This window comes from Rathayibacter sp. CAU 1779, from assembly GCF_054551755.1.
In genome coordinates, this window is record NZ_JBTOLK010000001.1 from 1716092 (window position 1) to 1741293 (window position 25202).

Consider the following 25202-nt stretch of genomic DNA (forward strand, 5'->3'; position numbering starts at 1 on the left):
CCGGCGCATGCCGCAACCCCCTGCAGTTCCACACCCGAAGTGAGACCAAATGAGCAACGGCGATCCTGCGCAGCGCCCGATCAATGGTGAGCGCCGCGCCGCAGCCCGTGACAAGGCGCGGCAGTTGCGAGAGGCGCATCGCAAGCAGGAACGCCGCCGCCGTGCGGTCATCCGCTCCACCATCATCACGCTGGTCGTCGCCGCAGCAGCCATCGTCGCCGTTGTCATCGTCTCCTCCATTCACGAGCCCTCCCGCGGTCCGGCGAACATGGCGAGCGATGGCATCCTGATCGGGAAGGGCATGAAGGTGGACCGCACGTCCGCGGCCGCAGCGGATGCCAAGCCTGTGGCCAACAAGCCCGACTCCTCCGGTCAGACGGTCAGCATCGTCACGTATGTCGACTACTTATGTCCGCTCTGCGGCGACTTCGAGCGAACGAACGCCGATCAGATCGGCAAGCTCGTCGACAGCGGTGCCGCGACCATCGAGATCCATCCCATCCCGCTGCTGGCCAGCCACTCCAACGGCACCAAGTACTCGCTTCGTGCAGACAACGCCGTCGCCTGTGTCGCCAACTACGATCCGGACTCGTTCTGGGCCCTCAACAAGGCGCTGTTCGAGAACCAGCCACAGGAGAACACGGCCGGGCTCACCGACCAGCAGCTGAAGAGCCTCGTGAAGCAGGCAGGTGCCAAGAGCTACGACTCGATCGTCAAGTGCATCGACGACGGACGCTTCGAGCAGTGGGCGCAGAACGCCCTGGATCGCACCCTCACCGGACCTATCCCGAACACCAGCGTGAAGCAGCTCAAGGGCACCCCGCTGGTGCTTGTCAACGGCAAGCAGTACGACGGATCGCTGACCGACGCGGACGAGTTCCGTGGGTTCATCGTGAAGGCTCAGGCCGACACGTACTCGACTCCCAAGCCGACGCCGACGCCCACGGCGACGAGCACCCGGTAGTCGCGGGCAAGCGCCCGAGCCGAGCACCGTCGGCGAACCCGTAAGATGGATCGGCGAGGCGGATGCCCGCCAGGCCGGCTTGGCGCAATCGGTAGCGCAACGCTCTTGTAAAGCGTAGGTTGCGGGTTCGAGTCCCGCAGCCGGCTCTCATGACGCACGCGGTTCCGGTGTTCCAAGGACAAGGATGGCTGCAGCTCGGCGAGCTCGGCCTGGCCTTCTTGCTGAGCGCGCTCATCGGGTTGGAACGCCAGCTGCGCGGAAAGAGCGCGGGACTGCGCACGCAGGCGATCGTCGGCACTGCGTCGGCACTGTTTCTGCTCGTGAGCAAGTACGGGTTCACGGACGTGCTCTCCGATCACGTCACGCTCGACCCGTCACGGGTTGCCGCCCAGATCGTCACGGGCATCGGATTTCTCGGCGCCGGTCTGATCCTGACCCGTCGCGGCACGGTGAGGGGGCTGACGACGGCCGCGTCGGTGTGGGAGACGGCCGCGATCGGGATGGCGGCGGGCGCCGGTCTCTGGCTGCTCGCGCTGACGGTCACCGCTTTGCACTTCGTCGTCGCGTACGGGCTCACCGCTGTCGCGCGGCTTCTTCCTCGCGGGCGGGACGCGCAGGTGCAGCTCGAGGTGATCTACCGAGATGGACGCGGCATCCTTCGAGACGTTCTGGGCTCGATCACCAGCGGGGGATGGGTGGTGAGCCGGGTGGACCATCGTCTGACCGGGGAGGGGGTGACGACCGTCGTGCTCGAGCTCAACGGTCCTGACGACATGCATCGCCTCCTTGCCGCGCTGACGGGGATCGGCGGAGTGGACAGCGTTCAGCTGCTTTCCGAGAGCGACCTGGAATAGCAGACCTCGCCGATGAGAGCGACCGTCACTCCAGAATGCTGACGAAGTTCTCCGGATCGATCCGCTTCGGCGCCCCTTCGCCCTTTCCCGGCTTGGGATCCGGCTTGCCGCCCACGTACAGCCATCCCAACAGGCGCTCGTTCCCGTCGAGTCCGTGCATCGCGGAGACGGCCGCGGACCGCGTGTAGTGCCCGGTGCGCCACATCACGCCCCAGCCGGCTTCATCGAGCAGGAGGCTGAGCATGTGGGCGACGCCGGATGTCACGGCATCCTGCTCCCACTCCGGCACCTTCACGCTCTCCCGCGGCGACGACACCACGGCGATGAGCAACGGTGCGCGGAGCGGCTTCGTCGACGGTTCGCGAGCTTCGCCCGGATGCTCCGCCTCGGCGATGGCCGCTCCCAGCCGTTCTCGCGCGGCGCCGCGCAGCTCGATGAGCCGCCACGGCCGCAGAGAACTGTGGTCGGCGACCCGTGCCGCCACGGTGACCAGCTCGAGGATCTCCTCGTGCGTCGGCGCGGCATCCGTCACCTTCGACTGCGAGCGCCTGCCGGCGATCGCGTCGCGGGCGGATCCCATCGTCACGCCTCGGTCGGTCGGTCGTCGTCCGCTGCGAAGGAGAGGGAGAGGGAGTTCATGCAGTACCGGTCTCCGGTCGGCGTGCCGAATCCGTCGGGGAAGACGTGGCCCAGGTGCGATCCGCAGGCTGCACAGCGCACCTCGGTGCGCACCATCCCGAGCGAGGTGTCCTCGATCAGGGTGACGGCCTCGGGACGCACGGACTCGTAGAAGCTCGGCCAGCCGCATCCGGAGTCGAACTTCGTTCCACTCTTGAACAGTTCGGCGCCGCAGGCGGCACAGGTGTAGATGCCGGCGCGGCTCTCGTCGAGCAGCTCGCCGGTCCACGGCCGTTCGGTCGCGGCCTCGCGGAGCACCGCGAACTGCTCGGGGCTGAGCTCTTCGCGCCACTGGTCGTCGGACTTGGAGACGGCATACGTCATGGCTGTGAATCCTTCCTGAATGGCGGAGCATCACCTCTCCGCCCGGCGCCGATCGGCACATCAAGGCTAACGACCGTCGTCGCGCCGCTGTTCCCGTGACGACACTGGACGTCGCGGGAGGCGGCACGCCTCCCGGTCTCAGCTTCGCCACACCCCTACAATGGCGCTGATCGGCAGGAGGTGAGGCGCGTGGGCGAACCGGGACACGCGCACGACGCCTCCGATGATCACGTCATCGGCGCGGTCGACGACGACGGCCTGAGTGAACGCGATCTCGCGGTCCTGGAGTTCGAGCGACGGTGGTGGAAGCACGCCGGTGCCAAGGAACAGGCGATCCGCGATCAGTTCGGTCTTTCCGCGGCCAGGTACTATCAGGTCCTCGGCCGGGTGATCGAGTCGCCGGCCGCACTCGTGCACGACCCGATGCTGGTGCGTCGCCTGCAACGCGTGCGCGCCGCCCGACTCGCAGCGCGTGCGGACCGCCTCCGTCCGCCGCAGTGATCCCGACAGCCGAAGCCCACCGATCGCGGTCACCGCGCCCGAACTGAAGGATCAGTACCTCCGCCCATGGCCCAGAAGTTCCCGACCGACCGGTTCGACCAGATCCCCGACGATCTCGAGCGCATCGGCGCGCACCGGGCGCCGCGGCCGAAGGGATACGGCTGGATCTGGGTCGCCTGGTGTGCCGGAGCCGTCGTCGTGATCGTGGGCCTCGGTGCTCTCGCCATCTTCGCCATCAACGGCACCCTGAACGTGAACCTGCCCTTCGGCCACACGACGGCGTCCGCGACTCCGACCGCGACGGCGACGCCCACGCCCACCGTCACGCCTGCCGTGAATCCGACGCTGAACCTGATCGTCCTGAACGGCACGACGAAGTCGGGTCTTGCCGCGGATGCGACGGCCACGCTGAAAGCCGCCGGCTGGCAGAACATCACGCCGGCCAACGCGAGCTCGACCGACGTCAAGACGACGACCGTGTACTACTCGGATCCGAAGAACGAAGGTGCGGCGCTCGCCGTGTCGCAGGAGCTCGCCGGGGCCCCGATCCAGGTGACGCAGGACTTCGCGGCATCCGGAGCGGACATCACGGTCGTGCTCGGCGACGACTACAAACCCACCCACCAGTAAAGGCGTTCGGCCTCCGCTCGCGCATGTGCAAAGCGGATGTCTGTCATTGATTGTCTCAATCTGGACACACCCCTCGTACTGGGCTAGGGCGCCCGCTACTATCGGGATCCAACGTGCGCGACCATGCGGCGTTGCAGAAGGGCAATGGGAGTACTAAATGGCGAACGGGACCGTCAAATGGTTCAACGCTGAAAAGGGCTACGGCTTCATCACTGTCGATGGTGGGGGACAGGACGTTTTCGTTCACTACTCCGCAATCGACATGAACGGCTACAAAGTCCTCGAAGAGGGTCAACAGGTGACTTTCGAGGTCGGCAGTGGATCGAAGGGGCCGCAGGCGGAGTCCGTCCGACCCGCCTGACGACCACCGAATCGAAAGAGGGGATGCTGCTTCAGCAGCGTCCCCTCTTTCTTCGTCTGCGACGCTTTCCTTGCCTCAGTTCGGTTCTGGAAGCGAGCGTCGCGGCCGTCTGCACTGATCGTCGCGGCAGGTGGCCCGCTTCCGATCTTCGGTGCGCCATGACCCGGTTGCCGCGCGTCGCCGTCGTTCTGTGACGCGGCGCATCCGCTCGTCTTGCACTCCAGGGGGGCGAGTGCCAGAATCCTTTTAGCACTCACTTCTGCTGAGTGCTAACCCATTGATTCTTTCGCGTACGTCCGGGAGGGACGAGAAACAACATGGCAAAGATCATTGCTTTTGACGAGGAGGCTCGTCGTGGCCTCGAGCGTGGACTCAACACGCTCGCCGACGCGGTCAAGGTGACCCTCGGCCCCCGCGGTCGCAACGTCGTGCTCGACAAGAAGTGGGGCGCCCCGACGATCACCAACGATGGCGTGTCCATCGCGAAGGAGATCGAGCTCGACGACCCGTACGAGCGGATCGGCGCCGAGCTCGTCAAGGAGGTCGCCAAGAAGACGGACGACGTCGCAGGCGACGGCACCACGACAGCGACCGTGCTCGCCCAGGCGCTCGTTCGCGAGGGCCTGCGCAACGTTGCGGCCGGTTCTGACCCGATCAGCCTCAAGCGCGGCATCGAGAAGGCAGTCGCGGCAGTGACCGAGCAGCTGCTCGCCACCGCCAAGGAGGTCGAGACCAAGGACCAGATCGCTGCGACGGCATCCATCTCCGCCGCCGACGCCGAGATCGGTGCGATCATCGCCGAGGCCATCGACAAGGTGGGCAAGGAAGGCGTCGTCACGGTCGAGGAGTCGAACACGTTCGGCACCGAGCTCGAGCTGACCGAGGGCATGCGCTTCGACAAGGGCTTCCTGTCGCAGTACTTCGTGACCGACCCCGACCGCCAGGAGGCGGTGTTCGAGGACCCGTACGTCCTCATCGCCAACCAGAAGATCTCCAACATCAAGGACCTTCTGCCCGTCGTCGACAAGGTGATCCAGGCAGGCAAGCAGCTGCTGATCATCGCCGAGGACGTCGACGGTGAGGCTCTGGCCACGCTGATCGTCAACAAGGTGCGTGGCATCTTCAAGTCCGTCGCCGTCAAGGCTCCGGGCTTCGGCGACCGTCGCAAGGCCCAGCTGCAGGACATCGCCATCCTCACCGGTGGCCAGGTCATCAGCGAGGAGATCGGTCTCAAGCTCGAGAACGTCACCCTCGACCTGCTCGGCCAGGCTCGCAAGGTGGTCATCACCAAGGACGAGACCACGATCGTCGAGGGCGCAGGCGACCCGGAGCAGATCGCCGGCCGTGTTCAGCAGATCCGCAACGAGATCGAGAACACCGACAGCGACTACGACCGCGAGAAGCTGCAGGAGCGTCTCGCCAAGCTCGCCGGCGGTGTTGCCGTCATCAAGGCGGGCGCGGCGACCGAGGTCGAGCTCAAGGAGCGCAAGCACCGCATCGAGGACGCCGTTCGCAACGCGAAGGCCGCCGTCGAGGAGGGCGTCGTCGCCGGTGGTGGCGTCGCGCTGATCCAGGCGGGCAAGGTGGCGTTCGCGACGCTCGAGCTCGAGGGCGACGAGGCGACCGGTGCGAACATCGTCAAGGTGGCCATCGAGGCGCCGCTCAAGCAGATCGCTCTCAACGCCGGCCTCGAGCCGGGCGTCGTCGCGGCCAAGGTCGCCGAGCTGCCCGCTGGATACGGCCTCAACGCCGCGACCGGCGAGTACGGCGACCTGCTCGAGCAGGGGATCATCGACCCCGCCAAGGTGACCCGTTCCGCTCTGCAGAACGCGGCCTCCATCGCCGGCCTGTTCCTGACGACCGAGGCGGTCGTGGCCGACAAGCCGGAGAAGTCTGCTCCGGTTCCCGGTGGCGACGCCGGCGGCATGGACTTCTAAAGCCGAAGTATTCCAACGGAAGGGCGCCCCTCGGGGCGCCCTTCTCGTTTCCACGTTCGCTCGTGCCTTCGGTCGGCGTGCTCGAGCCCGAACGGTCAGACCGCGAACAGCTTGGCGTTCGTGAGCTCCACCTCCGCGTAGTGCTGCCCCGCCTGGCCGAGCGCCTGGTTCAGCGCGGCGAGCGATTCCTCGACCTGCTGCTGAGTGCCGCGCCACTGCGCGACGACGCCCTGGAACGAGTTGGCTGCCTGTCCGCTCCACGATCCCTGCAGTCCGTTCAGCTGACCCATCAGACCCGCAACCTCGCTCTGGATGCGGCTCATCGATCCGCGCACGGCGCTGGTCGCCGCGATCATCTGGTCGCTGTCGACCCGGTATGTCGTCATGGTTCCTCCTTCGTGCGCCTCCGGCGCGGGCGCGTGGAACCGAGGGTAGGCATCCGCCCGGGCAGGGATCGACGGTGGCCGGCATTCCGTGGACAAGCGTGGGATGCGGCAGCCGGGGAGGAGCAGACCGGGCGAGGAACGACAGGTCACGCCAGGAGCAGGGCGACGAGCGGTGCGGGAACCGCCCACACGTCGCCGTCGAGGTCGAGCACGGACTTCGTCGCCAGGATGCCGCGTCCGTACTTGCCGTCGATGACTCGCGATTCTGCGCGCCAGCCGGTGTCGATCCACTTGCTCTCGATGGGAACCGTTGTCGAATGACCGCCACCGACGGGCACTCGCACCGGCGCGAAGTCGATCTCGTTGTTGGATTCCGTGCGGGCGTATCCCACGGAGTCGTCCGAGAGCCAGCGGCCCTCGTCGAGCGCCTCGATCGCTCGGGCGAGCGTGATGCCGAGCGCGGACTCGGTGAGTCGGGTGAAGTCGGGTGTCGGGAGGCCGGGGCTCACGATGGACGGGATCCACGCCAGCAGCGGATCGGCGAGATACAGCTTGTAGTGCGCGCCGACGACGCGGTCGCCTTCGTCGCGAACCTGGTTGCAGCGCAGTGCGGCGTGGGTGCTGATCAGCCGATCCACCCTGGCGGTGAACGTCGGACGGCTGGCGTATCCGAGGTCCTGAGCCGTCGACGTGAGATTGATCGGACTGTTCATGCGCTCGCTGATGCCGCGCAGGAGCGTCGTGGTGGTGTTGGTCGGCGCATCCGGATCCACATCGCGGCGCAGCCACGCGTGCAGGTCGCGGGCGTAGCCGTCCGAGACGGCACCGGCACGGGTGTGCTCGAAGACCGCTCGGGGGAAGCCGCCGCACGTGAGGTAGTCCTGCCAGGCGAGGTCCAGCTCGTCGACGGCGAACTGCAGGCCGTCGAGGGCCCAGCGGGACTCCTCGCTCTGCAGCTCGGCCGGGTTGACCACGGCGATGGTCGGCAGGCCAGGGTAGGCGGCGGTGAGGAAGTCCCTGAATGACATCGGCAGGAGCTGACGGATGCGGTGCGATCCGGTGGATCCCGCGCGCCCGGCGAGCAGGTTGCCCTGGATGTCCTCTGACTGCGCCCAGCGGCTGCCGGTCACGACCACGGTGTCGTCGCCGAAGGTGGTGGTGTCGCGGGCGAGCTTGAGGGCGCTGGTCCAGCCGCTGACCATGCTGATCTCGTCGAACAGCCAGATGCGCGGGCGGGGCTTGGGCTGGTCGACGGAGCGCGTGAGCATCCTTGCGAGCGTGAGTGTGCGCGTGACGTCGCGACCACGCATGGTGTCGCACGGCACGTAGATGACCTGTCGCGGATCGACGCCGGGGAGTGTGCAGAGGTTTGCCGCGGCATCCAGAAGCGCCACCGATTTGCCGATGCGTCGTGGTCCCGTGAGCACAACTAAACGGCCGTCCGGCTCGACGCTGGCGACGTCGTCGAGGATGCCGCTGCGATAGCCGAGCTCGTACCGCGTGCGTTCGCGGAGCGTGCGGTTGCCCGCCACCCACGAGGTGGGATCCGCTCCGCGGGCAGCGGCGGTCCACCACGGATTGCTCTCTGTCAGCAGGCGTCGTAACTCGTCATCGCGCACGCGGCCACGCTAACCGCGGATTCAACGGAATTGGACGCGAATCGCCGCGAAGGCTTGCCAAAGGGGGAGTGGTCCACGACATTCACTATTGCCGCAAGGGGAGGGGTCCAAGCAATCATCTGATACCAGAAGGGGAGGGGTATTCGGTATTGATGTTTGCCGAACGGTGAGGGGTACAGCTCTATTGCACTTACCAGAAGGGGAGGGGTAATTGTGCTTTCCTGTCCGCAATGCGGTCACGCCGATCCGTCCGTGCTGGAACGCGCGCCTCTCAATTGCGCCCGAACTCGGCTGTCGCGCCACAAATGCTGGCGCAATAGCCATGACCTGGCGCAGTCGGGGCGGACGTGGAGGCGAATCCGAGCCGAGTCGGCGAATGTCAGGCCAAGGGAGCGTCGAGTGTCAGGCCGAGAGCGCGCCGAGTTTCGGGCCGAGGGAGCGCCGGATGTCCGGCCCGGAGAAAACGGATCGGGCGTAGCGCGAGCGCGTCAGGCCGCGGTTGCTGGCTTCGGGGCGTGCGGCGAATCGGTCAGCGGCAGCGTCACACGGAAGGTCGCACCGCCGCCCGGCGTCTCGACGGCCTCCACCGTGCCGTGATGGGCGCCGACGATCGACGCCACGATCGCCAGGCCTAGTCCGCTGCCGCCGGTCTCGCGCGTGCGCGAGGTGTCGGCGCGCCAGAAGCGCTGAAAGATCTTCTCCCTGATCTGTGGAGGGATGCCATCGCCGTGGTCGATCACGGAGAGCACCGCGACGTTGCGGTCGGGGTCGGCCGAGACTTCGATCTCGATCGGACTCCCCGACGGGGTGTAGCGCACCGCGTTGCCGATCAGGTTGGCGATGACCTGGCGGAGCTTGTTCTCCTCGGCCATCACCAGAGCGCGCACCCGCGGCGGCTCGGGAATGTCTGCCAGTTCAAGCGGCGCCGTCTCCACCCCGGGATCCGCCTTGCGCGGGCGGCGTCGCAGGCGGGCCAGGGTCGCGCCGGCGAATCCGATTGGACCCTGAGAACCCGTGTTGCGTGACGTGGTGCCGGCGGCCGAGCGTGAGGGCGACGGTTCGTCTGCGGCCTCGGCTGGGCGTGCATCCGCAGCTCCCTCGCTCGACGGTCCTGGCGGAGGCGGGGGCAGCTGAGGCAGGGACAACCTGACGGAGACGGTGCGATCGGGATTGCCCGCGTTCGCGTCGAGTGCTGCGTCGTGTGCGAGCGGAACCAGATCGACGACGCCGAGGTTGAGCGGTTTCGTCTCGTCGAGGCGGGCCAGCTCGAGGAGGTCTTCGACGAGGAGACCCATGCGCACGGCCTCCTTCTCGATGCGCTCCATGGCCTGCGCCACCTCTTCCGGTGTCTGCAGCGCACCCATGCGGTAGAGCTCCGCGTAACCGCGCACGGAGACGAGCGGCGTGCGCAGCTCGTGGCTGGCATCACCGACGAACCGTCGCATCTGCTCGATGCTGCGGGCCCGGTCTTTGAAGGCCCGATCGATGCGGTTCAGCATGGTGTTGAGCGAGCGGTTCAGCCGGCCGACCTCGGTGTTGGGGGTTGCTCCGCCGAGGCGCTGGCTGAAGTCGCCGTCAGCGATCTCTGCGGCCGTGCGCTCCACCTCGCGCAGCGGACGGAAGGTGGTGGTCACGAGCGCACGGGTGAGGAATGCGCCGATGATGACGACGATGACGCCGAAGCTGAAGAAGATGGACAGGTAGCTCGCCAGCGTGTTGTCGAGCGGGGCGGTCGAGATGGCGATGATGGCCGTTCCGTACGTCGGTGTCTGTCCGCGCAGCTGGACGACGGCGCACACGCTGCGGAAGGATTCGGAGCCGTCACGGCTCTGCACCCAGCCGGGATTGCCCTCGTTGGCACATGCAGCGCCCTGCTCGAGCGACAGGGTGCTTGGCACGTCCGGCTTCTTGCCGTCGGGCACCGAGCTCCAGTTCTCGGCCATCGGCTCGCCGTCGGCGCCGTACAGCACGACGTAGAAGCTGGCGACTCCCGCCTGTCCCAGCACCGGACCGCTGGATGTCTTGCCCTGGCCGGGCAGGATGGCGTTGATGCTGTCCGGCTGCGCGGCGATCGCCTGGAGCTGCTGGTCGAAGAGGTTGATGAGCACCGGCTTGAACAGGAGCATCGTGCCGAGGCCCGCGACGAGCAGGCCGAATGTGAGCACGAGCACCGTCACGCCCGTGATCTTCGTGCGCAGAGAGATCGAGTTCCAGTGGTCGAGGACGGAACTCATGCCGGAGTCCGATCCGAACTGCCGCGTGCTCGACGAGCGGCTTCAGGTCTCGGCATGCGGGCTGACGTCACGGATTCGGAGCCTATGCGGTCATGCTGAGATGACGCCGATGACGCGTCGGCGCCGACGAACGCGACGAGCCTGGCATCCGCTCAGGACTTCGCGGCCTTCAGCATGTAGCCGAACCCGCGCTTGGTCTGGATGAGCGGCTCGCTGGAGTGCGCATCCACCTTGCGGCGCAGGTAGGAGATGTAGCTCTCCACGATGCCGGCGTCGCCGTTGAAGTCGTACTCCCACACGTGGTCGAGGATCTGCGCCTTCGACAGCACGCGGTTCGGGTTGAGCATGAGATAGCGGAGCAGCTTGAACTCGGTGGGCGAGAGCTCGATGGGGGTGTCGCCGACGAAGACCTCGTGCGTGTCCTGGTCCATGGTGAGCTCGCCCGCGCGGATGATCGCGTCGTCGTCCGCCTGCATCGTGCGGCGCAGGATGGCCTTGATACGGGCAACGATCTCGTCGAGGCTGAACGGCTTGGTGACGTAGTCGTCGCCGCCCACCGTGAGGCCGGTGATCTTGTCCTCGGTGTCGTCCTTGGCGGTGAGGAAGAGGATCGGAGCCGTGTATCCGGCACCGCGGAGGCGCTTGGTGACGCCGAATCCGTTCATGTCGGGCAGCATCACGTCGAGGATGATCAGGTCGGGCTCCTCCTCGAGCACCGCACTGATGGCCTGGGCACCGTTGCCGACGGCACGAACGGCGAATCCGGCGAAACGCAGGCTGGTGGTGAGGAGGTCGCGGATGTTGGGCTCGTCGTCGACGATGAGGATGCGGGGTCCTGTGCTCATGGGCCCAGTCTCTGCGCGTGGGCTGGAATCTTCCTGTGAGTCTGTCGTGCGACATCCCGTCGAGTGACGTGTGCGAGCCGGGGGTCGGCTTGAGGCGCGGACAGTGTGCGCTGTGCACGCACACGCGGCGGGTGCTGAAGAATCGGATGGGCGGAGCGACGGTGTCGGCGCTTCCGTGATCACGGCGTCGTGTGGCGCCGAATCGACAGGAGTGCAGGGAGGAACCCGATGTCAGCTTCGGAATTCGTCATCATCGGAGGCGGTCTCACCGCAGGCACCGCGGCATCCACGCTGAGGGACGAGGGTTTCGACGGACACATCACACTGATCGCCGGCGAGGCGCACAAGCCGTACATTCGGCCTCCCCTCTCCAAGGGATACCTGGCGCAACTCGACGAGTCCGAGCTGTGGGTCCAACCGGATGCCTGGTGGCACGAGCACGACGTCGATGTGCGATCCGGACAGCACGCACGGTCGCTGGATCCGGAAGGTCGCAGCGTCGTGCTGGAAGGCGGCGTGACGGTGCCGTATGACCGACTACTGCTCGCCACCGGCGCGACGCCGCGCAGACTGGACGTGCCGGGAGCGGATGCGGACGGCATCCATTACCTGCGAACTCTCGAAGACTCTCGTGGCATCAGAGAGGCCACAGAAGCCGGAGACAAGCGGGTCGTCGTGGTCGGATCCGGCTGGATCGGCATGGAGGTGGCCGCCACCGTGCGCGGTTTCGGCAACGAGGTGACGGTGGTGTCGCACGCCGAGGTTCCGCTGTCGACGGCGCTCGGCGACGAACTCGGCGAGGTCTTCGCCGGGCTGCATCTGGATCATGGGGTGAGGCTCGTGCGCGGCTCGGGGGTGAAAGCGTTCCGCGTCGCGGACGGCAAGGTCACCGGGGTCGTGCACAGCGGCGGGGAGATCGACGCCGATGTCGTGGTGGTGGGCGTCAGTGCTGTGCCTCTCGTCGGGCTCGCGGAGGAGGCCGGACTCGAGGTGGATCACGGGATCCTCGTGGACGCAGGCATGCGAACGGGCGTTGCGGACGTCTTCGCCGCGGGCGATGCTGCCAACCCGTTCCATCCGGTGCTCGGGCAGCGGCTGCGCAGCGAGCACTGGGCGAACGCGATCGGCACCGGACGCACCGCAGCACTCAACATGCTCGACCGCGATGTCGAGTACGACGACATCCCGTATTTCTACACGGACCAGTTCGACCTCGGCATGGAGTACTCCGGCTACCGGCCGCTCATGGAAGGAACACACGTCGTCTACCGCGGCGATGTCCCCGGCCGCGAGTTCGTGTCGTTCTGGGTGACGGGCGACGGTCGTGTCGTGGCGGGCATGAACGTGAACGTCTGGGACGTGAACGAGCAGGTGCAGGGTCTGATCCGCGGGGCACGCCCGGTCGACGAGGCCAAACTGGCGGATCCCGCTGTGCCGCTCGGGGACCTCGTGGTGGATGCATGAGCGTCTACCTTCCGCCGCTTCGCGACCCCGTGCGCACCGTGGGTGCCCACACCTTCGACTTCTCCACTTCAGTGGCCGTCATGGCGGTGGTCAACCGCACGCCTGACTCGTTCTACGACCGTGGCGCGACATTCGCCCTGGATGCCGCGGTGCGCGCCTGCCTCACAGCGGTCGGGCATGGCGCCGACTGGATCGACATCGGCGGGGTGCCGTTCAAACCGGGCCCCTCGCTCCCTGTCGAGGAGGAGATCGCCCGGGTCGTTCCGGTGGTCGAGGCGCTGCGGCGGGAGTCGGATGTGGTCATCTCGGTGGACACCTTCGAGTCGGAGGTGGCGCTGCACGCGATCGCGGCCGGCGCCGACGTGATCAACGACACCACGGGCATCCATGATCGGAGGCTCGCGGAGGTGGTGGCCGACAGCGACGCGACGCTCGTGATCACGCACAGCCTCGCCGCGCCCCGCACGGTGTACCCGCGACCCCAGTACGACGACGTGGTGATGGAAGTGGCAGCCTTCCTCGGGGATCGCGTGGACCTCGCCGTCTCGCTCGGTGTGCCGGAGAGTCGGATCGTGATCGATCCCGGCCACGACCTTAACAAGAACACCCTGCACACCCTCGAGCTCACGCGGCGCTTCGATGAGATCGCGGCGATCGGGCTGCCGGCGCTCGCCGCCGTGTCCAACAAGGATTTCATCGGCGAGACGCTCGATGTGGAGCGGGCCGACAGACTCGAGGGATCGCTCGCGGCCGCCGTGTTCTGCATCGCCCAGGGTGCACGGGTCGTGCGGATGCACAACGTGCGGGAATCGGTGGCCGCCGTGCGGATGACGGAGGCGATCCTCGGGCTGCGAGAGCCGGCGTACCTCAAGCACAACATGGGCGACTTCAATGAGGAATGACGACGCGATCGACGCTCTCTGGCCCCATCCCGCCGGCGCTCTCGACGATGACGCCGTCATCGCGGGTTACGAGGACGGCGTCTCTGCGAGCTGGGTGCGCGTCAACTTCGTCTCCTCCGTCGACGGATCGGCCACGCAGGCCGGACGGTCGGGCGGACTGTCGGATGCCGCGGACAAGCGGGTCTTCGCCCTTCTGCGACGTGTCTGCGACGTCGTGCTCGTGGGCGCAGGCACGATCCGCATCGAGGGGTACGACGGGATGCGCGTCGACACGGCATCCGAGCGCTGGCGCGCGGAGCACGGATTCGCCCCGCAGCCCACGCTCGCGATCGTCTCCCGCGACCTGGAGCTGGATCCGGGGAGCGAGGTCTTCACGGCGGCGCCGGTGCGGCCGATCGTGCTGACGGGCGACGCGGCACCCGCCGAGCGTCGTCAGGCGTTGGACGAGGTGGCCGACGTCATCGTCTGCGGAGAGGAATCCGTCGTGACCGCCGAGGCACTGCGCCAGCTGGGGGAGCGAGGGCTGCGTCGTGTGCACTGCGAAGGCGGTCCCCATCTCTTCGGGACATTCGCGGCGGAGCGCACGCTCGACGAGCTGTGCCTCACGGTGAGTCCCGTGCTGGAAGGCGGTCTCGGCAAGCGGATCATCGACGGGTCCCCGCAGCTTCCGCTCGACATGCGGCTGGCGCAGGTGCTGAGGTCCGACGACACGCTGCTGTTGCGGTATCTGGCCGCAGACGCCTGAGTATGGTGCGGGAGCGCGGTCGCGCACAGGCACGGGCTGCCAGGAAGGCAGCCCGGCTAGGCGGCCTCGAGCGCCCCGGCGTCGAGGATCGTGTACGAGTACCCCTGCTCGGCGAGGAACCGCTGGCGGTTCTGCGCGAAGTCCTGGTCGACCGTGTCGCGTGCCACGAGCGTGTAGAAGTTCGCGGACAGGCCCGACTCCTTCGGACGCAGCAGGCGCCCGAGGCGCTGGGCCTCTTCCTGACGGGATCCGAACGAACCGCTCACCTGGATGGCGACGGTCGCCTCCGGCAGGTCCACAGAGAAGTTGGCCACCTTGCTCACGACGAGCACGGGAGTGCGACCCTCTCGGAACTCCTGGTAGAGACGCTCGCGCTCGTCCACGGGGGTGGCGCCGGTGAGGGATGGTGCCTGCAGCGCATCCGCTAGCTCATCGATCTGGTCGAGGTACTGCCCGATGACGAGGATGCGTTCCCCGGCGTGCCGCTCCACCAACGAGCGCACGACGCCGAGCTTGGCCGGGGCCGTCGCGGCCAGCCGATACCGTTCGTCGTCGGCCGCCGCCGCATAGGAGAGGCGATCGGATGCCGGCAGGTCGATGCGCACCTCGTAGCAGGCGGCCGGGGAGATGAATCCCTGAGACTCGATCTCCTTCCATGGCGCGTCGAAGCGCTTGGGGCCGATGAGCGAGAAGACGTCGCCCTCGCGGCCGTCCTCCCGCACGAGAGTGGCCGTCAACCCGAGACGTCGGCGAGCCTGCAGCTCTGCCGTGAGCTTGAACACGGGAGCCGGCAGCAGATGAACCTCGTCGTAGATGATCAGGCCCCAGTCGAGCGCGTCGAGCAGGCTGAGGTGCGCGTACTCGCCCTTCCTCTTCGACGTGAGGATCTGGTACGTCGCGATGGTGACCGGCTTGACCTCTTTCACCTGGCCCGAGTACTCGCCGATCTCCTCGGCGGTGAGGCTCGTGCGACGCAGCAGCTCGTCGCGCCACTGCCGTGCGGACACCGTGTTCGTCACGAGAATGAGCGTCGTCGTCTTCGCCGTGGCCATGGCTCCTGCGCCGACAAGCGTCTTGCCGGCGCCGCACGGGAGCACGACAACACCGGATCCGCCCTCGAAGAAGTTCTCGACGGCCTTGGTCTGGTAGTCGCGGAGGTGCCATCCCGATTCGTCGAGGTCGATCTCGTGCGGTGTGCCTGGCGAGTATCCCGCGAGGTCCTCGGCCGGCCAGCCCAGCTTGACGAGTTCCTGCTTCAGGTGGCCCCTGGCCCATGCGGCGACGACATACGCGCCATCCGCTCGGTGCTCCAGCAGCAGCGGTGCAACGCGCTTCGCGCCGGACACCTCGCGGAGCACGGCCTCGGCGGAGCTGCGTAGCACGAGGACGCCCTCGTCGTCGCGCTCGATCACGAGACGTCCGTAACGGGCGACCGTCTCCTGGATGTCGACACTGACGGTCTGCGGGATCGGGAACTTCGAGTATCGCTCGAGCGTGTCCAGCATGTCGGATGCCTGGTGTCCGGCCGCGCGCGCGTTCCACAGACCCAGTCGGGTGATGCGGTACGTGTGGATGTGCTCCGGCGCGCGTTCAAGCTCGGCGAAGACGGCGAGGTCGTGGCGGGCATCCTCCGCCTGAGGGTGCGCCACCTCGAGCAGCACGGTGCGGTCGCTCTGCACGATCAAGGGGCCGTCAGACATAACAATCGAGTCTATGACGGTCGCCTTGGACGCGTGGGGCGCTGCCGCCTTCGGCTGCGCTCGTGCGGCGAGCTCGGGTGGCACCCCGCGAGCTCGACCGGCTACGGCGTCGTCACCGCGCGGATGCTCGCGACGGGCAGCGTGCGCTCGATGTCACTGGCGCGATCGCGACCCCGTAGCCGGCCACCGCCGAGACCGGTCGGCTCGAGCGTGTAGTCCAGCTCCCGGCCGTCGGGGAGCGCCACTGTCACGGTGACGACCGTGCGAGAGCGCACGGCCGACTCCAGCTGTCGGTTGAGCCACGCCTCCGCGCCCTCAGGGCCGTCCGTGCGTTCTGCCGACCGCAGTCGCTGCACCAGGATCTCCGCCGTGTCGGTGTCTTCCCGCGGCTCCGGATGCCCGAGCCTGCGCCTGACCCGAAGCTGCCGTCCTTCTGAGTCCTCCGCCACCACCGGGTAGTGGGCGTCGACGAGCGCCCAGTACACGACGTCGAGCGGGAACCTGCTGACCAGGCCGTCGTCGGATCCGGCGTGAAGCCCGAGCGCTGAGACCGTCTGATCCACCGTGATCGTCCGCAGCAGTTGGTCGTCGGGGGAGCGGACGACGGTGCCGATCTCGCCTTCCCTCACCCGGACCCGCCCGAACCGCCCGGCAGCCTCGTCGATGAGATAGGCGACCGGCTGGGGCAGTCCGGTGAGCGAGATGGATCCGATGAACTCCCGCAGCGACTCGGCGGTCTCTCCCGCAGCGATCGCGCGGTGCAGCGACGACGGCGAGATGCGGAAACTGGCGGCCAGTCCCGTTCCCTCGACATCCGCGAGCGTGCGGAGGCGGGCGTCCAGGGCGGGAAGCAGCGGGCCAGGGGCCACGATCGAGAGGTCGTGCTGCACGTAGACGCGATCGACCTCGGCCGGGAAGGCGGCGCGCATGACGTCGGTGGCGGCATCCGGTCCGCGTTCCAGAAGAGCGATGCCGGCGGTGCTCGGGGCCGTGCTCGCGGTGATCCCGAGGAACTCGGCGTGCGTCTCGACGTCGTTCACACGACGGTCGAGGGAGGCGTCGGCAGCCGGGTAGCGCCAACGTGCATAGCCCCGAAGCGCCTCGCCCCACGCCGCCTGCGAACGCTCGACCATGAGCGGATGGATGTCTTCGGGCACCGACTCCAGCCACGTCGCCGCGAGCCGCCCCCAGCGCTCAGGAGTCGTGAGGGTCGCCCACGGTTCCGCCGCGTCGGTCGGCAGCCAGACGGCGCCTTCACGGGCGACCAGCCCAGCGCTGCGGGCCAGCCAGTGCACGGTCGGCACGGATCCCACCTCGATGCCGAGGGCCGAGGCGATCCGCCGTGCGTCGGGCAGCGCGAGTCCGCCCTTCTGCAACTCGCGGGCCGGTTCGTGCTCGAGCTCGTAGACGAACTCCGAGACGGCTCCCGCGGCGAGGAACGCGCGCTCGGCCGCGAGGCGGTCGACGAACCGCTTGTCGACGCCGGGCACAGTGGCCAGAGCCGCCGGCTTTCCGGATGCCGCGAGCTTGCGTCCCGTCAGCCCCTCGCCCTCGGCCCACGCCGTGAAGCGCGCCGCGACGCCCGGGTACAGCGTGACTGGTGCATCGGTCGCCGCGTCACCGGTCGCGGTTCCCTCGCCATGTCCGGCACCGTCCTCTCCGGTCCCCTCCTCGGCGAGGAACGCGGCGACCAGAGCATCGAGCGAGGTGCGTGCGGAGGAGGGGGAGGCGTCGGCTTCGCCCCACTCGGTGAGGATGGACGCCAGGCGTGTGGCGGACGCGGATCCGTCTTCATCGACCAGCGCCGCGAGGACCGCGAGCACCGGACGGGGAAGCGGAGCGATGGCGTGCTGCACCGACACCGGCTCGAGCAGGGCGTCTGCGAGGTCGAAGAAGTCCTCGACGCGTGACCGCCCCATGCCCCGAGCGCGGATCAGCTCGTGGAGCTCGGCATCGCCCAGCTCGCCCAACCGCTCCGCCAGCGTGAGCGTGCTGGTCATCGGGGGTCAGGCTCCGCCATGCGCGTGCTCCGCTGCCCTACCGGCCGGACTTTCGGTTCTGCCTGCTGCGGGCGACGACGCTCATGATCAGGACCGCGACGATGCACAGGAACGCCAGCGGGAGTGCCACGAGCGGAAGAAGCTCGACCGTCGGCCAGATCCCCTTGCCGGATCCCTGGTCGGGCCCGGCGCCCAGCCAGGTGCCGATCATCAGCACCAGGAAGCAGACGATGGAGAGGATGACGAGCCCCGCTCCGATGAAGGCCAGTGTGCGCTGCGCGCGCGATACGGGCTGGGGCGTCTGTTCGGTCACGAATCAAGGATAATTGACGTTGCGTACAGCACTTCCCCCACCCCGAAAGAGGTTCCCCATGCCGACCGGCAAGGTCAAGTTCTACGACGAGGAGAAGGGCTTCGGTTTCATCGCCCAAGACGGCGGTGGCGAGGTCTTCCTCCACGCGTCGGCGCTCCCCGCCGGTGCGGTCGTCAAGGCCGGCACCCGCCTCGAATTCGGAGTCGCCGAGGGCAAGCGCGGCGCGCAGGCGCTTTCGGTGCGCGTCATCGAGAGCCGTCCCAGCCTCACGAAGATCAACCGCAAGTCGGCAGACGACATGGCGGTGATCATCGAAGACCTCGTGAAACTTCTCGACGGCATCGGATCCGGGCTCAAGCGCGGTCGGTATCCGGATGCCGCGCACGGCCGCAAGATCGCTGCCGTGCTGCGACGCGTTGCGGACGACCTGGATGCCTGAGCAGCGTGCGGAAGACACGGAACCCGGCACGACCGCGGTGACCGACACGACCGGCGCGCCCGAGTCGACGGGTGTCACCGAGTCGCCGGAGGCGGGGGTCGTGACGGACTCGATCGAGGAGGCCGAGCCGGCCGCCGATGCCGTCGCCGGCACCGATGCCGACGAGACTGCCGTGGCGGAGCCGGCCGTTCCCGCCGTCGCCGACGCGACCCTGCTCGGCGCCCACGACCTGGCGCGCACCGCACTGCTGGAGATCACGACGGAATCGAGCATCGGCGCCGTCGCCGGACATGTGGTCGAGGGTGACCACGTGCTGTCCCTTCTCTTCGAGTGCACGCTTCTCGGGTATCCGGGATGGCACTGGACCGTGACGCTCGCCCGCATCGACGAGGAGACGGATCCCGTCGTGCTCGAGGCCGAGCTGCTTCCGGGCACCGAAGCGCTCCTCGCTCCGGACTGGGTGCCGTGGTCGGAGCGTCTCGCCGAGTATCAGGCAGCCCAGGAGGCGGCGCGCGCGTCCGGCGGGCAGCCGTCAGAGGACGCGGAGGAGGATGCGTCGGACGACGAGGAAGCCGACGAGCTCGACGAGGATGACGACGACATCGACGACGGACTCGACCACGATGACGACATCGATGGCATCGACATCGACCGCATCGAGCTCGACGACGAGACCGAGCCGGACGACGGCGAGTCCGACGACGTGGAGTCCGACGACGTGGAGTCCGACGACCCGGATGAGGCCGACGACGGTTCCGACGAGGACGACGACGAGGCGGCCGAGGACGACATCGATCTCGAGGCCGACGACATCATCGGCGCCGAGTCAGCGGCGCTCGTCCCCGGGAGCGACGACGCGATCGACGGATCGTCTGCCACCGCGTCTCGTGACGACGGTGTAGACGAGCCCGATGACACCGAGCACGATGCCGACGACCGTCGCGGCGATCACCCAGCCGAATCCTGACGCGATCAATTCCGGCGCGAGGATCCAGGCGACGATCGCGGCCACGACCCACGCGACGGTTCCCGTGAGGATGGCCGCGCGGTCGTCCGTCTTCATGGGCGGCGGATCCGGGAGCCGCTCGCTGTCCTTCAACCAGAGCCGCATGTCGGCCTTCTTCCGCTGTCAGCCGATGTGCTCGACGACGTACTCGATGGCGCGGATCAGCGTGCGCACGTCATCCGGATCCACCGCCGTGTAGGTCGCGACCCGTAGCTGGTTGCGGCCGAGCTTGCGGTACGGCTCCGTGTCGACGATGCCGTTCTCTCGGAGTACCGCCGCGATGCGCGCGGCGTCGACGTCGTCGAAATCGATGGTGGCGACGACCTGCGAGCGGTGATCGGGGTTCTCCACGAACGGGTGCGCGTAGTCGACGGAATCCGCCCAGTCGTACAGGGCCCCCGACGACTCGCGCGTTCGCGCCGCGGCCCACGCCAGTCCGCCGTTGTCGTTGATCCAGCGCACCTGCTCGTCGAGCATGATCAGCGTCGAGATGGCCGGGGTGTTCAGCGTCTGGTTCAGGCGGGAGTTGTCGACGGCCTGCTTGAGGCTCAAGAAGTCGGGGATGTAGCGACTGGATGCCGCGACCCGCTCGACGCGCTCCAGCGCGGCCGGCGAGAACAGGGCGAGCCACAGGCCGCCGTCTGAGGCGAAGTTCTTCTGCGGGGCGAAGTAGTAGACGTCCGTTTCGGATGCGTCGAACTCGGCGCCTCCTGCCGCACTCGTCGCGTCGATGACCGTGAGCGCGCCGTCGTCGCCGTGAACGCGCCTGACGGGTGCCATGACGCCGGTCGACGTCTCGTTGTGCGGCCATGCATACACGTCGACGCCTTCGACGGGTTCGGCTGCACTCCGTGATCCGACGGGGGCCTCGATGACGTGCGGCGCCTGGAGCCAGGGCGCCGACGCCGCCTTGGCGAACTTCTGGCTGAACTCGCCGAAGACGAGGGCCTCGGCGCGCTGCTCGATGAGGCCGAAGGCTGCGGCATCCCAGAACGCCGACGAACCGCCGTTGCCGAGCACCACCTCGTATCCGTCCGGGATGCGGAACAGCGCCTCGAGTCCTTCGCGCACACGGCCGACAAGGGAGCGGACCGGGGCCTGTCGGTGCGAGGTGCCGAGCAGATCGGATTCCGCGGCGACGAGTGCCTCGACCTGGGCCGGACGCACCTTGGAGGGGCCGCTGCCGAACCGGCCGTCCGCGGGCAGAAGGGACTCGGGAATCGCGATCGCAGCCATGGTGTTGATTCTATGGGCGATTGAGATGAGAGCCCCGCGAGCGCGCTTGCGAGGCCCAGCCGATCGAACCCTTGAGCGGCGAAGCTCCGTTTTGGGGCGCTGGAGAGTCGGCCTTCGGGAGCCGACTCGCGCAAGGCGGACCCGACGGGGCACGAGTCAGGGCCGTCGGTGCGCGCCGGTAGGCTGGAACTCGCGCCATCGGCGGCGAGCAGAACGACACGAGGGGAAGCGATGACAGATCTCGTCGACACCACCGAGATGTATCTGCGCACGATTCTCGACCTCGAAGAGGAGAACATCGTGCCGCTCCGTGCTCGCATCTCGGAGCGCCTCGGGCATTCCGGCCCGACGGTGTCGCAGACCGTCGCGCGCATGGAACGGGACGGCCTGGTCGTCGTGTCCGACGACCGCCATCTCGAGCTGACGCCGGAGGGCCGTCGTCGCGCCGTGCACGTCATGCGCAAGCACCGGCTGGCCGAGCGACTGCTCTCCGACGTGATCGGGCTCGAATGGGAGTTCGTGCACGAGGAGGCGTGCCGCTGGGAGCACGTGATGAGCGAGCAGGTGGAGCACAAGATCCTCGACATCCTCGGGCATCCCACCGAGACGCCGTACGGCACACCCATTCCGCGAATCGAGGACGAGGGCATCGGGCTGCACCGGGTGTTCCTCGACGGCGTGCGCAGCGCGGTCGACGCGACTGCGGCATCCGAGGCGCCTGTCACCGGCACGATCAGGCGACTCGGCGAGCCGGTGCAGTTCGAACCGGAACTACTCGCCCAGCTGCGTCAGGCCGGCATCTTCCCGGGGTCGACGGGTACGTTCTCTCGCGCCGGGTCGTACGTCGCCATGCAGATCGACGGCTATGCGGATGCTCTCGAGCTGCCCAACGAGGTGGCCAGTCACATCTTCATCACGGCGTGACGCGATCGACGGCGACCCCCGCCGATCGGCCGTGACCGGACGGATGAAGCGAGTCCGCACGACCGTGCTGTCGACCCACAGGAGGGTGTCAGTGCTCGACCGAGGACTCTCCGTCCCCAGCCGGGAATCGCTTTCCGAGGCGAGAAACTCCCCGAAAACGATGTGACAAACAAGTAGGGGTCCCGTATTCTCGTACGAGTCCACAGGCCGGAACCCGACCGACGGACCCGGCCCAAGACGCTCCCTCAGCCCGTCTCTTGAGTCTGCGAAGCCGAACTCGCAAGAGATCTCGGACGGGGTGGCTACCTAGTGCCAGCGGAGCGCCGGAGGTTCACACCTTGGCAACATTAGGTACGAGCGGTCTACCCGAGGACCGCGACCCGAGTACTACGAGCAAGGCGAACGATTCTCTGGGCGAGACGACGGCGATGTCGCGGCGAAGCCTGAGGGAGTCCGATCGCCGGGCAGCCGACTCCGCGAGTCGCCGGTACAGCCGCAACCGCGCTCCGGCTGACCGCACGGCAGCGGGCAACCGCACCGAGAAGCGCCAGGGGTCCACCGCGCCGGTTCCTGCGAGCTCCGGCATGGCGAAGCGCAAGCGCCGCATGCGTCCACTGGTGAACCTCGCCGTCATGCTCTTCGCGGGCGGCATCGTCGCCACGATCGCCATCCCCGCGTATGCCTTCAATCCGGCGACGTCGAACCAGGCGAAGTTCGCCACGAACGCGCTGGACAGCATGAAGAAGGCGAACTCGCAGTCCGTGCGGGTCTCGAGCGCCATCGATGCTCCCGCCGCAGCAGGCGACACGTTCAGCGCCACGACCGAGCAGCAGCTCGCCGACCAGAAGGCGGCGACGGAGCGTGCAGCAGCGGCGGCACAGATGCAGGCGTATGCGGCGGCGTACAGCGGCCCGACGGCATCCGACTATCTCGCGAACCCGCCGTACCCGAACTTCAGCCTTGCGCAGGTGTTCTCGGTCGCGCAGCAGTACATCGGCACCCCGTACGTCTACGGCGGCGACACCCCCGCCGGATTCGACTGTTCCGGCTACGTCATGTTCGTGTACGCGCAGTTCGGCATCTCGCTTCCGCACTCCGCGGCGCAGCAGGGTGCGATCGGCAAGAAGATCTCGATCGAGGACGCGCAGCCCGGTGACGTCGTCATCATGCTCGGCGGAGCCCACGACGGCTTCTACGCGGGCAACGGCAACATTCTCGATGCCCCTGACGTGGGCCGCAGCGTCTCGATCAGGCCGATCTGGACGAGTGACTACTACATCGTGCGGTTCGGCATCTGACCGCCGTAGCGTGAGCCGACGCGCATCCCGATGTCACGTGACTCCGACGTGAACAGTGGATGACCGCAGCCCAGCGATCGGCGTGCCACAAAGGCGTGACACGCCGATCCTGCGTTAGCCTGATGCCCTGACATTGTTCGTACGCATCACCGACCCGGAGGATCCCCGCATGGGAACCTTGCGGCATCACAGCCACCACTGCTTCCACCACCACTGTGCGTGGAAGCACTAGGCGTCGTCTTCATGACGGCGCCTTTTTTGTTGCCTGAGGATGCCGTGGGATCCCCGCAGGGGACCCTCGAGCACAAGAACGCGAACGAACACGAGAACCCGGGAAGCCATTCCGGTCTATCAAAAGGACACCGATGCGCACACTGGTGCTGAACGCGGGATATGAGCCGCTGGCCGTCGTGAGCTTCAAGCGAGCCCTCGCACTCGTGCTGAGCGCGAAAGCGACGGTCATCGAAGTGGATGTCGACCACCCGGTCTGGGCTGTCGACGCGGTCTACGACAGACCGTCGGTCATCCTGCTCACCCGCTACGTGCACCTGCCGCACGGCCGGGCCGTTCCGGTCTCGCGTCGCGGCGTGCTGCGTCGCGACGGGCATCGGTGCGCATACTGCGGCAAGTCGGCGACCACGATCGACCACGTGATGCCGAAGTCGCGCGGAGGAGCAGACTCCTGGGACAACCTCGTGGCGTGCTGCCTGCGCTGCAACAACGTGAAGGGCGACAGAACGGCCATCGAGATGGGCTGGGCGTTGTCTTTCATCCCGCGGATGCCGCACGATCCGGCCTGGATGGTGCGTGGCGTAGAGCACGCATTGCCGGAGTGGCAGGGGTACCTGGTCTCTGCGGCGTAGGGACACCTCACGGCTGATCGCAGCCCAGGCCTTGGGAGCCTAACGACCCGTCAGTCGCGCAACTGCCGGGGCGAGCAGCTCGGCGAACGCCGCGCCGAACACGAAGTAGCTGAAGCCGATCTCATCGCGTCGACGCTGCAGCTCGTCGACGACTTCTGACGGGTCGTCCGGCAACCTGAACAGTGAGTCGGCAGCGCGGAGAGCGACCGGGTCCGTGCCCGGTGCCGCCATGAACGCGGCCCTGGCGTCGCCGACGACGCCGACGTGCTGGGCGAGCTCGAGGTCTCGGCCTGCGGCGAACTCCCGCACTCCCTGTCCGATCTCGACCCGATCGTCGCCCACGTCCAGCACGAAGGTGACGGTGTCGGCGACCTCGGCCGCGAGCTCCAGCGATCGGGGGCCACGCACCGCCATGACGACAGGCGTGCGTCGCTCCGGTCCGTCGAATTCGCGCAAGACGGTCACCGTCTCTCGCACTCGCCGAAGCCGCTCGGCGCCGGAGACCTTCGGTAGGCCCTGCTCGGTCTCTATGCCGGGACGGCCGAGCCCGATGCCCATCTCGAAGCGACCGTCGGTGAGTACCGAGAGCGAGTGCGCTTCGCGTGCGGTGCTCCAGGGCTGTCGCAGGGCGGCGGCGTACACCCAGCTGCCGACCCGAAGCTCGGCCGTCGCGGCGGCGATGGCCAGCGTGGGGCCCGGCGCGGGCTGAAGGCCTGGCACGTCGGGCATGAGCAGCGTCGAGTAGCCGAGATCTGCGATGCGGCGCACGCTGTTCCGCCACGTCGGCAGGTCGGTCAGAATCGGGGCGACGACTCCGAAACGGAAGGGTCTCATGATCATCTTTCTGTGATTGTCGTGCGCGGCGGAGGGCGACGCGAGGTTCGATGCACGGGATTACTCTGCGCGAGCTCTTCTGATTGTGCGGCTTCAAGGCGTTCTCTGTGGATTTCTTGGAGGCGCGTAACATGTGGTCTGACAT

The 25202-nt window shown here is 67.6% G+C and carries 25 protein-coding genes, 1 tRNA gene and 1 pseudogene; 15 read left to right on the forward strand and 12 right to left on the reverse strand.

All coding sequences use genetic code 11. The features are described 5' to 3' along the window. Positions 1–49 precede the first annotated feature (49 nt). The 3 genes from ACX9R5_RS07835 to ACX9R5_RS07845 all read left to right on the forward strand — a co-directional run bounded on the left by ACX9R5_RS07835 (position 50) and on the right by ACX9R5_RS07845 (position 1818). Positions 50–964, forward strand: a complete 915-nt coding sequence (locus ACX9R5_RS07835; RefSeq protein ID WP_459408423.1) for a DsbA family protein — start codon at positions 50–52, stop codon at positions 962–964. 73 nt (positions 965–1037) lie between these two features. Continuing rightward, positions 1038–1110 (forward strand) — tRNA-Thr (locus ACX9R5_RS07840). A 3-nt stretch (positions 1111–1113) separates the two neighbouring features. Continuing rightward, positions 1114–1818, forward strand: coding sequence for an MgtC/SapB family protein (locus ACX9R5_RS07845; protein WP_459408424.1), 705 nt, complete (start codon positions 1114–1116; stop codon positions 1816–1818). A 25-nt stretch (positions 1819–1843) separates the two neighbouring features. Here ACX9R5_RS07845 and ACX9R5_RS07850 read toward each other — a convergent pair whose 3' ends face one another. Beyond that, positions 1844–2398 carry a nitroreductase family protein gene (locus tag ACX9R5_RS07850; protein ID WP_459408425.1) on the reverse strand — a complete coding sequence of 185 codons (555 nt, stop codon included), beginning with the start codon at positions 2396–2398 and terminating at the stop codon, positions 1844–1846. Positions 2399–2400: 2 nt separating this feature from the next. Next, positions 2401–2820 (reverse strand): peptide-methionine (R)-S-oxide reductase MsrB, encoded by a 420-nt coding sequence (gene msrB, locus ACX9R5_RS07855; RefSeq protein ID WP_459408426.1) that lies wholly within the window; start codon positions 2818–2820, stop codon positions 2401–2403. Between the two features lie 234 nt (positions 2821–3054). Here msrB and ACX9R5_RS07860 point away from each other — a divergent pair, with 234 nt between their 5' ends. From ACX9R5_RS07860 to groL, 4 genes are all read left to right on the forward strand, one after another. Then, positions 3055–3321, forward strand: coding sequence for a DUF3263 domain-containing protein (locus ACX9R5_RS07860; RefSeq protein WP_459409050.1), 267 nt, complete (start codon positions 3055–3057; stop codon positions 3319–3321). Positions 3322–3387: 66 nt separating this feature from the next. Beyond that, positions 3388–3951, forward strand: coding sequence for a LytR C-terminal domain-containing protein (locus ACX9R5_RS07865; RefSeq protein ID WP_459408427.1), 564 nt, complete (start codon positions 3388–3390; stop codon positions 3949–3951). A 157-nt stretch (positions 3952–4108) separates the two neighbouring features. Further along, positions 4109–4312, forward strand: coding sequence for a cold-shock protein (locus ACX9R5_RS07870; protein WP_170024777.1), 204 nt, complete (start codon positions 4109–4111; stop codon positions 4310–4312). Between the two features lie 317 nt (positions 4313–4629). Continuing rightward, entirely contained in the window at positions 4630–6249 is a 1620-nt protein-coding gene (groL, locus tag ACX9R5_RS07875; protein ID WP_459408428.1) for a chaperonin GroEL, read from the forward strand. 95 nt (positions 6250–6344) lie between these two features. Here the strand turns inward: groL and ACX9R5_RS07880 are convergent, their stop codons facing one another. The 4 genes from ACX9R5_RS07880 to ACX9R5_RS07895 all read right to left on the reverse strand — a co-directional run bounded on the left by ACX9R5_RS07880 (position 6345) and on the right by ACX9R5_RS07895 (position 11333). After that, on the reverse strand, positions 6345–6635 hold the full coding sequence (locus tag ACX9R5_RS07880) for a WXG100 family type VII secretion target (protein WP_459408429.1): 291 nt from the start codon (positions 6633–6635) through the stop codon (positions 6345–6347). Positions 6636–6781: 146 nt separating this feature from the next. After that, positions 6782–8254 carry an ATP-binding protein gene (locus ACX9R5_RS07885; protein ID WP_459408430.1) on the reverse strand — a complete coding sequence of 491 codons (1473 nt, stop codon included), beginning with the start codon at positions 8252–8254 and terminating at the stop codon, positions 6782–6784. 488 nt (positions 8255–8742) lie between these two features. Continuing rightward, positions 8743–10488, reverse strand: a complete 1746-nt coding sequence (locus ACX9R5_RS07890; protein ID WP_459408431.1) for a sensor histidine kinase — start codon at positions 10486–10488, stop codon at positions 8743–8745. 152 nt (positions 10489–10640) lie between these two features. Next, complete coding sequence (locus ACX9R5_RS07895; protein WP_170024769.1) at positions 10641–11333, reverse strand: response regulator transcription factor; 693 nt, start codon at positions 11331–11333, stop codon at positions 10641–10643. A gap of 228 nt (positions 11334–11561) precedes the next feature. Here ACX9R5_RS07895 and ACX9R5_RS07900 point away from each other — a divergent pair, with 228 nt between their 5' ends. Genes ACX9R5_RS07900 through ACX9R5_RS07910 form a run of 3 tightly spaced genes read left to right on the forward strand, consistent with a single transcriptional unit; the run spans position 11562 to position 14444 of the window. Beyond that, on the forward strand, positions 11562–12797 hold the full coding sequence (locus ACX9R5_RS07900; RefSeq protein ID WP_459408432.1) for an NAD(P)/FAD-dependent oxidoreductase: 1236 nt from the start codon (positions 11562–11564) through the stop codon (positions 12795–12797). Beyond that, the gene (folP, locus tag ACX9R5_RS07905; RefSeq protein ID WP_459408433.1) at positions 12794–13699 is read left to right on the forward strand and encodes a dihydropteroate synthase; all 906 of its coding nucleotides are present in this window, start codon (positions 12794–12796) and stop codon (positions 13697–13699) included. The genes ACX9R5_RS07900 and folP overlap by 4 nt, the downstream gene beginning before the upstream one ends. Continuing rightward, positions 13689–14444, forward strand: a complete 756-nt coding sequence (locus tag ACX9R5_RS07910) for a pyrimidine reductase family protein (protein WP_459408434.1) — start codon at positions 13689–13691, stop codon at positions 14442–14444. Before folP ends, ACX9R5_RS07910 begins: the two co-directional genes overlap by 11 nt. Before the next feature lie 56 nt (positions 14445–14500). On the opposite strand, the gene ACX9R5_RS07915 is transcribed toward ACX9R5_RS07910, so the two are convergent. The 3 genes from ACX9R5_RS07915 to ACX9R5_RS07925 form a co-directional block, all read right to left on the reverse strand. Then, on the reverse strand, positions 14501–16144 hold the full coding sequence (locus ACX9R5_RS07915; RefSeq protein WP_459408435.1) for a DNA repair helicase XPB: 1644 nt from the start codon (positions 16142–16144) through the stop codon (positions 14501–14503). 101 nt (positions 16145–16245) lie between these two features. Next, on the reverse strand, positions 16246–18144 hold the full coding sequence (locus ACX9R5_RS07920; RefSeq protein WP_459408436.1) for a helicase-associated domain-containing protein: 1899 nt from the start codon (positions 18142–18144) through the stop codon (positions 16246–16248). Positions 18145–18181: 37 nt separating this feature from the next. Then, the gene (locus ACX9R5_RS07925; RefSeq protein WP_459408437.1) at positions 18182–18457 is read right to left on the reverse strand and encodes a hypothetical protein; all 276 of its coding nucleotides are present in this window, start codon (positions 18455–18457) and stop codon (positions 18182–18184) included. A 58-nt stretch (positions 18458–18515) separates the two neighbouring features. Here ACX9R5_RS07925 and ACX9R5_RS07930 point away from each other — a divergent pair, with 58 nt between their 5' ends. Further along, the gene (locus ACX9R5_RS07930; RefSeq protein WP_459408438.1) at positions 18516–18896 is read left to right on the forward strand and encodes a cold-shock protein; all 381 of its coding nucleotides are present in this window, start codon (positions 18516–18518) and stop codon (positions 18894–18896) included. Continuing rightward, positions 18889–19863 carry a DUF3027 domain-containing protein gene (locus ACX9R5_RS07935; protein ID WP_459408439.1) on the forward strand — a complete coding sequence of 325 codons (975 nt, stop codon included), beginning with the start codon at positions 18889–18891 and terminating at the stop codon, positions 19861–19863. Before ACX9R5_RS07930 ends, ACX9R5_RS07935 begins: the two co-directional genes overlap by 8 nt. On the opposite strand, the pseudogene ACX9R5_RS07940 reads toward ACX9R5_RS07935, so the two are convergent. Together ACX9R5_RS07940 and serC are read right to left on the reverse strand one after the other, a co-directional pair. Continuing rightward, a pseudogene (locus tag ACX9R5_RS07940) lies at positions 19825–20007 on the reverse strand (DUF2530 domain-containing protein); the annotation flags it as partial. The gene ACX9R5_RS07935 and the pseudogene ACX9R5_RS07940 sit on opposite strands and share 39 nt — an antisense overlap. An 18-nt stretch (positions 20008–20025) precedes the next feature. Continuing rightward, positions 20026–21138, reverse strand: coding sequence for a phosphoserine transaminase (gene serC / locus ACX9R5_RS07945; protein ID WP_459408440.1), 1113 nt, complete (start codon positions 21136–21138; stop codon positions 20026–20028). 231 nt (positions 21139–21369) lie between these two features. On the opposite strand from serC, the gene ACX9R5_RS07950 reads away from it, so the two are divergent. The 3 genes from ACX9R5_RS07950 to ACX9R5_RS07960 all read left to right on the forward strand — a co-directional run bounded on the left by ACX9R5_RS07950 (position 21370) and on the right by ACX9R5_RS07960 (position 24223). Further along, positions 21370–22062, forward strand: a complete 693-nt coding sequence (locus tag ACX9R5_RS07950; RefSeq protein ID WP_459408441.1) for a metal-dependent transcriptional regulator — start codon at positions 21370–21372, stop codon at positions 22060–22062. A 584-nt stretch (positions 22063–22646) separates the two neighbouring features. Continuing rightward, positions 22647–23360 (forward strand): C40 family peptidase, encoded by a 714-nt coding sequence (locus ACX9R5_RS07955; RefSeq protein ID WP_459408442.1) that lies wholly within the window; start codon positions 22647–22649, stop codon positions 23358–23360. 365 nt (positions 23361–23725) lie between these two features. After that, positions 23726–24223 carry an HNH endonuclease gene (locus tag ACX9R5_RS07960; protein WP_459408443.1) on the forward strand — a complete coding sequence of 166 codons (498 nt, stop codon included), beginning with the start codon at positions 23726–23728 and terminating at the stop codon, positions 24221–24223. A 39-nt stretch (positions 24224–24262) separates the two neighbouring features. On the opposite strand, the gene ACX9R5_RS07965 is transcribed toward ACX9R5_RS07960, so the two are convergent. Then, positions 24263–25057, reverse strand: coding sequence for an LLM class flavin-dependent oxidoreductase (locus tag ACX9R5_RS07965; protein WP_459408444.1), 795 nt, complete (start codon positions 25055–25057; stop codon positions 24263–24265). Between the last annotated feature and the right edge of the window lie 145 nt (positions 25058–25202).

What these genes read in the sequence shown, in the direction of transcription:
- ACX9R5_RS07835 (WP_459408423.1), top strand. Translation starts at nt 50, where the DNA reads ATGAGCAACGGCGATCCTGCGCAGCGCCCGATCAATGGTGAGCGCCGC.
- ACX9R5_RS07845 (WP_459408424.1), top strand. Translation starts at nt 1,114, where the DNA reads ATGACGCACGCGGTTCCGGTGTTCCAAGGACAAGGATGGCTGCAGCTC.
- ACX9R5_RS07850 (WP_459408425.1), bottom strand. Translation starts at nt 2,398, where the DNA reads ATGGGATCCGCCCGCGACGCGATCGCCGGCAGGCGCTCGCAGTCGAAG.
- msrB (WP_459408426.1), bottom strand. Translation starts at nt 2,820, where the DNA reads ATGACGTATGCCGTCTCCAAGTCCGACGACCAGTGGCGCGAAGAGCTC.
- ACX9R5_RS07865 (WP_459408427.1), top strand. Translation starts at nt 3,388, where the DNA reads ATGGCCCAGAAGTTCCCGACCGACCGGTTCGACCAGATCCCCGACGAT.
- ACX9R5_RS07870 (WP_170024777.1), top strand. Translation starts at nt 4,109, where the DNA reads ATGGCGAACGGGACCGTCAAATGGTTCAACGCTGAAAAGGGCTACGGC.
- groL (WP_459408428.1), top strand. Translation starts at nt 4,630, where the DNA reads ATGGCAAAGATCATTGCTTTTGACGAGGAGGCTCGTCGTGGCCTCGAG.
- ACX9R5_RS07880 (WP_459408429.1), bottom strand. Translation starts at nt 6,635, where the DNA reads ATGACGACATACCGGGTCGACAGCGACCAGATGATCGCGGCGACCAGC.
- ACX9R5_RS07890 (WP_459408431.1), bottom strand. Translation starts at nt 10,488, where the DNA reads ATGAGTTCCGTCCTCGACCACTGGAACTCGATCTCTCTGCGCACGAAG.
- ACX9R5_RS07895 (WP_170024769.1), bottom strand. Translation starts at nt 11,333, where the DNA reads ATGAGCACAGGACCCCGCATCCTCATCGTCGACGACGAGCCCAACATC.
- ACX9R5_RS07900 (WP_459408432.1), top strand. Translation starts at nt 11,562, where the DNA reads ATGTCAGCTTCGGAATTCGTCATCATCGGAGGCGGTCTCACCGCAGGC.
- folP (WP_459408433.1), top strand. Translation starts at nt 12,794, where the DNA reads ATGAGCGTCTACCTTCCGCCGCTTCGCGACCCCGTGCGCACCGTGGGT.
- ACX9R5_RS07910 (WP_459408434.1), top strand. Translation starts at nt 13,689, where the DNA reads ATGAGGAATGACGACGCGATCGACGCTCTCTGGCCCCATCCCGCCGGC.
- ACX9R5_RS07915 (WP_459408435.1), bottom strand. Translation starts at nt 16,144, where the DNA reads ATGTCTGACGGCCCCTTGATCGTGCAGAGCGACCGCACCGTGCTGCTC.
- ACX9R5_RS07920 (WP_459408436.1), bottom strand. Translation starts at nt 18,144, where the DNA reads ATGACCAGCACGCTCACGCTGGCGGAGCGGTTGGGCGAGCTGGGCGAT.
- ACX9R5_RS07930 (WP_459408438.1), top strand. Translation starts at nt 18,516, where the DNA reads ATGCCGACCGGCAAGGTCAAGTTCTACGACGAGGAGAAGGGCTTCGGT.
- ACX9R5_RS07935 (WP_459408439.1), top strand. Translation starts at nt 18,889, where the DNA reads ATGCCTGAGCAGCGTGCGGAAGACACGGAACCCGGCACGACCGCGGTG.
- serC (WP_459408440.1), bottom strand. Translation starts at nt 21,138, where the DNA reads ATGGCTGCGATCGCGATTCCCGAGTCCCTTCTGCCCGCGGACGGCCGG.
- ACX9R5_RS07950 (WP_459408441.1), top strand. Translation starts at nt 21,370, where the DNA reads ATGACAGATCTCGTCGACACCACCGAGATGTATCTGCGCACGATTCTC.
- ACX9R5_RS07955 (WP_459408442.1), top strand. Translation starts at nt 22,647, where the DNA reads ATGGCGAAGCGCAAGCGCCGCATGCGTCCACTGGTGAACCTCGCCGTC.
- ACX9R5_RS07960 (WP_459408443.1), top strand. Translation starts at nt 23,726, where the DNA reads ATGCGCACACTGGTGCTGAACGCGGGATATGAGCCGCTGGCCGTCGTG.
- ACX9R5_RS07965 (WP_459408444.1), bottom strand. Translation starts at nt 25,057, where the DNA reads ATGAGACCCTTCCGTTTCGGAGTCGTCGCCCCGATTCTGACCGACCTG.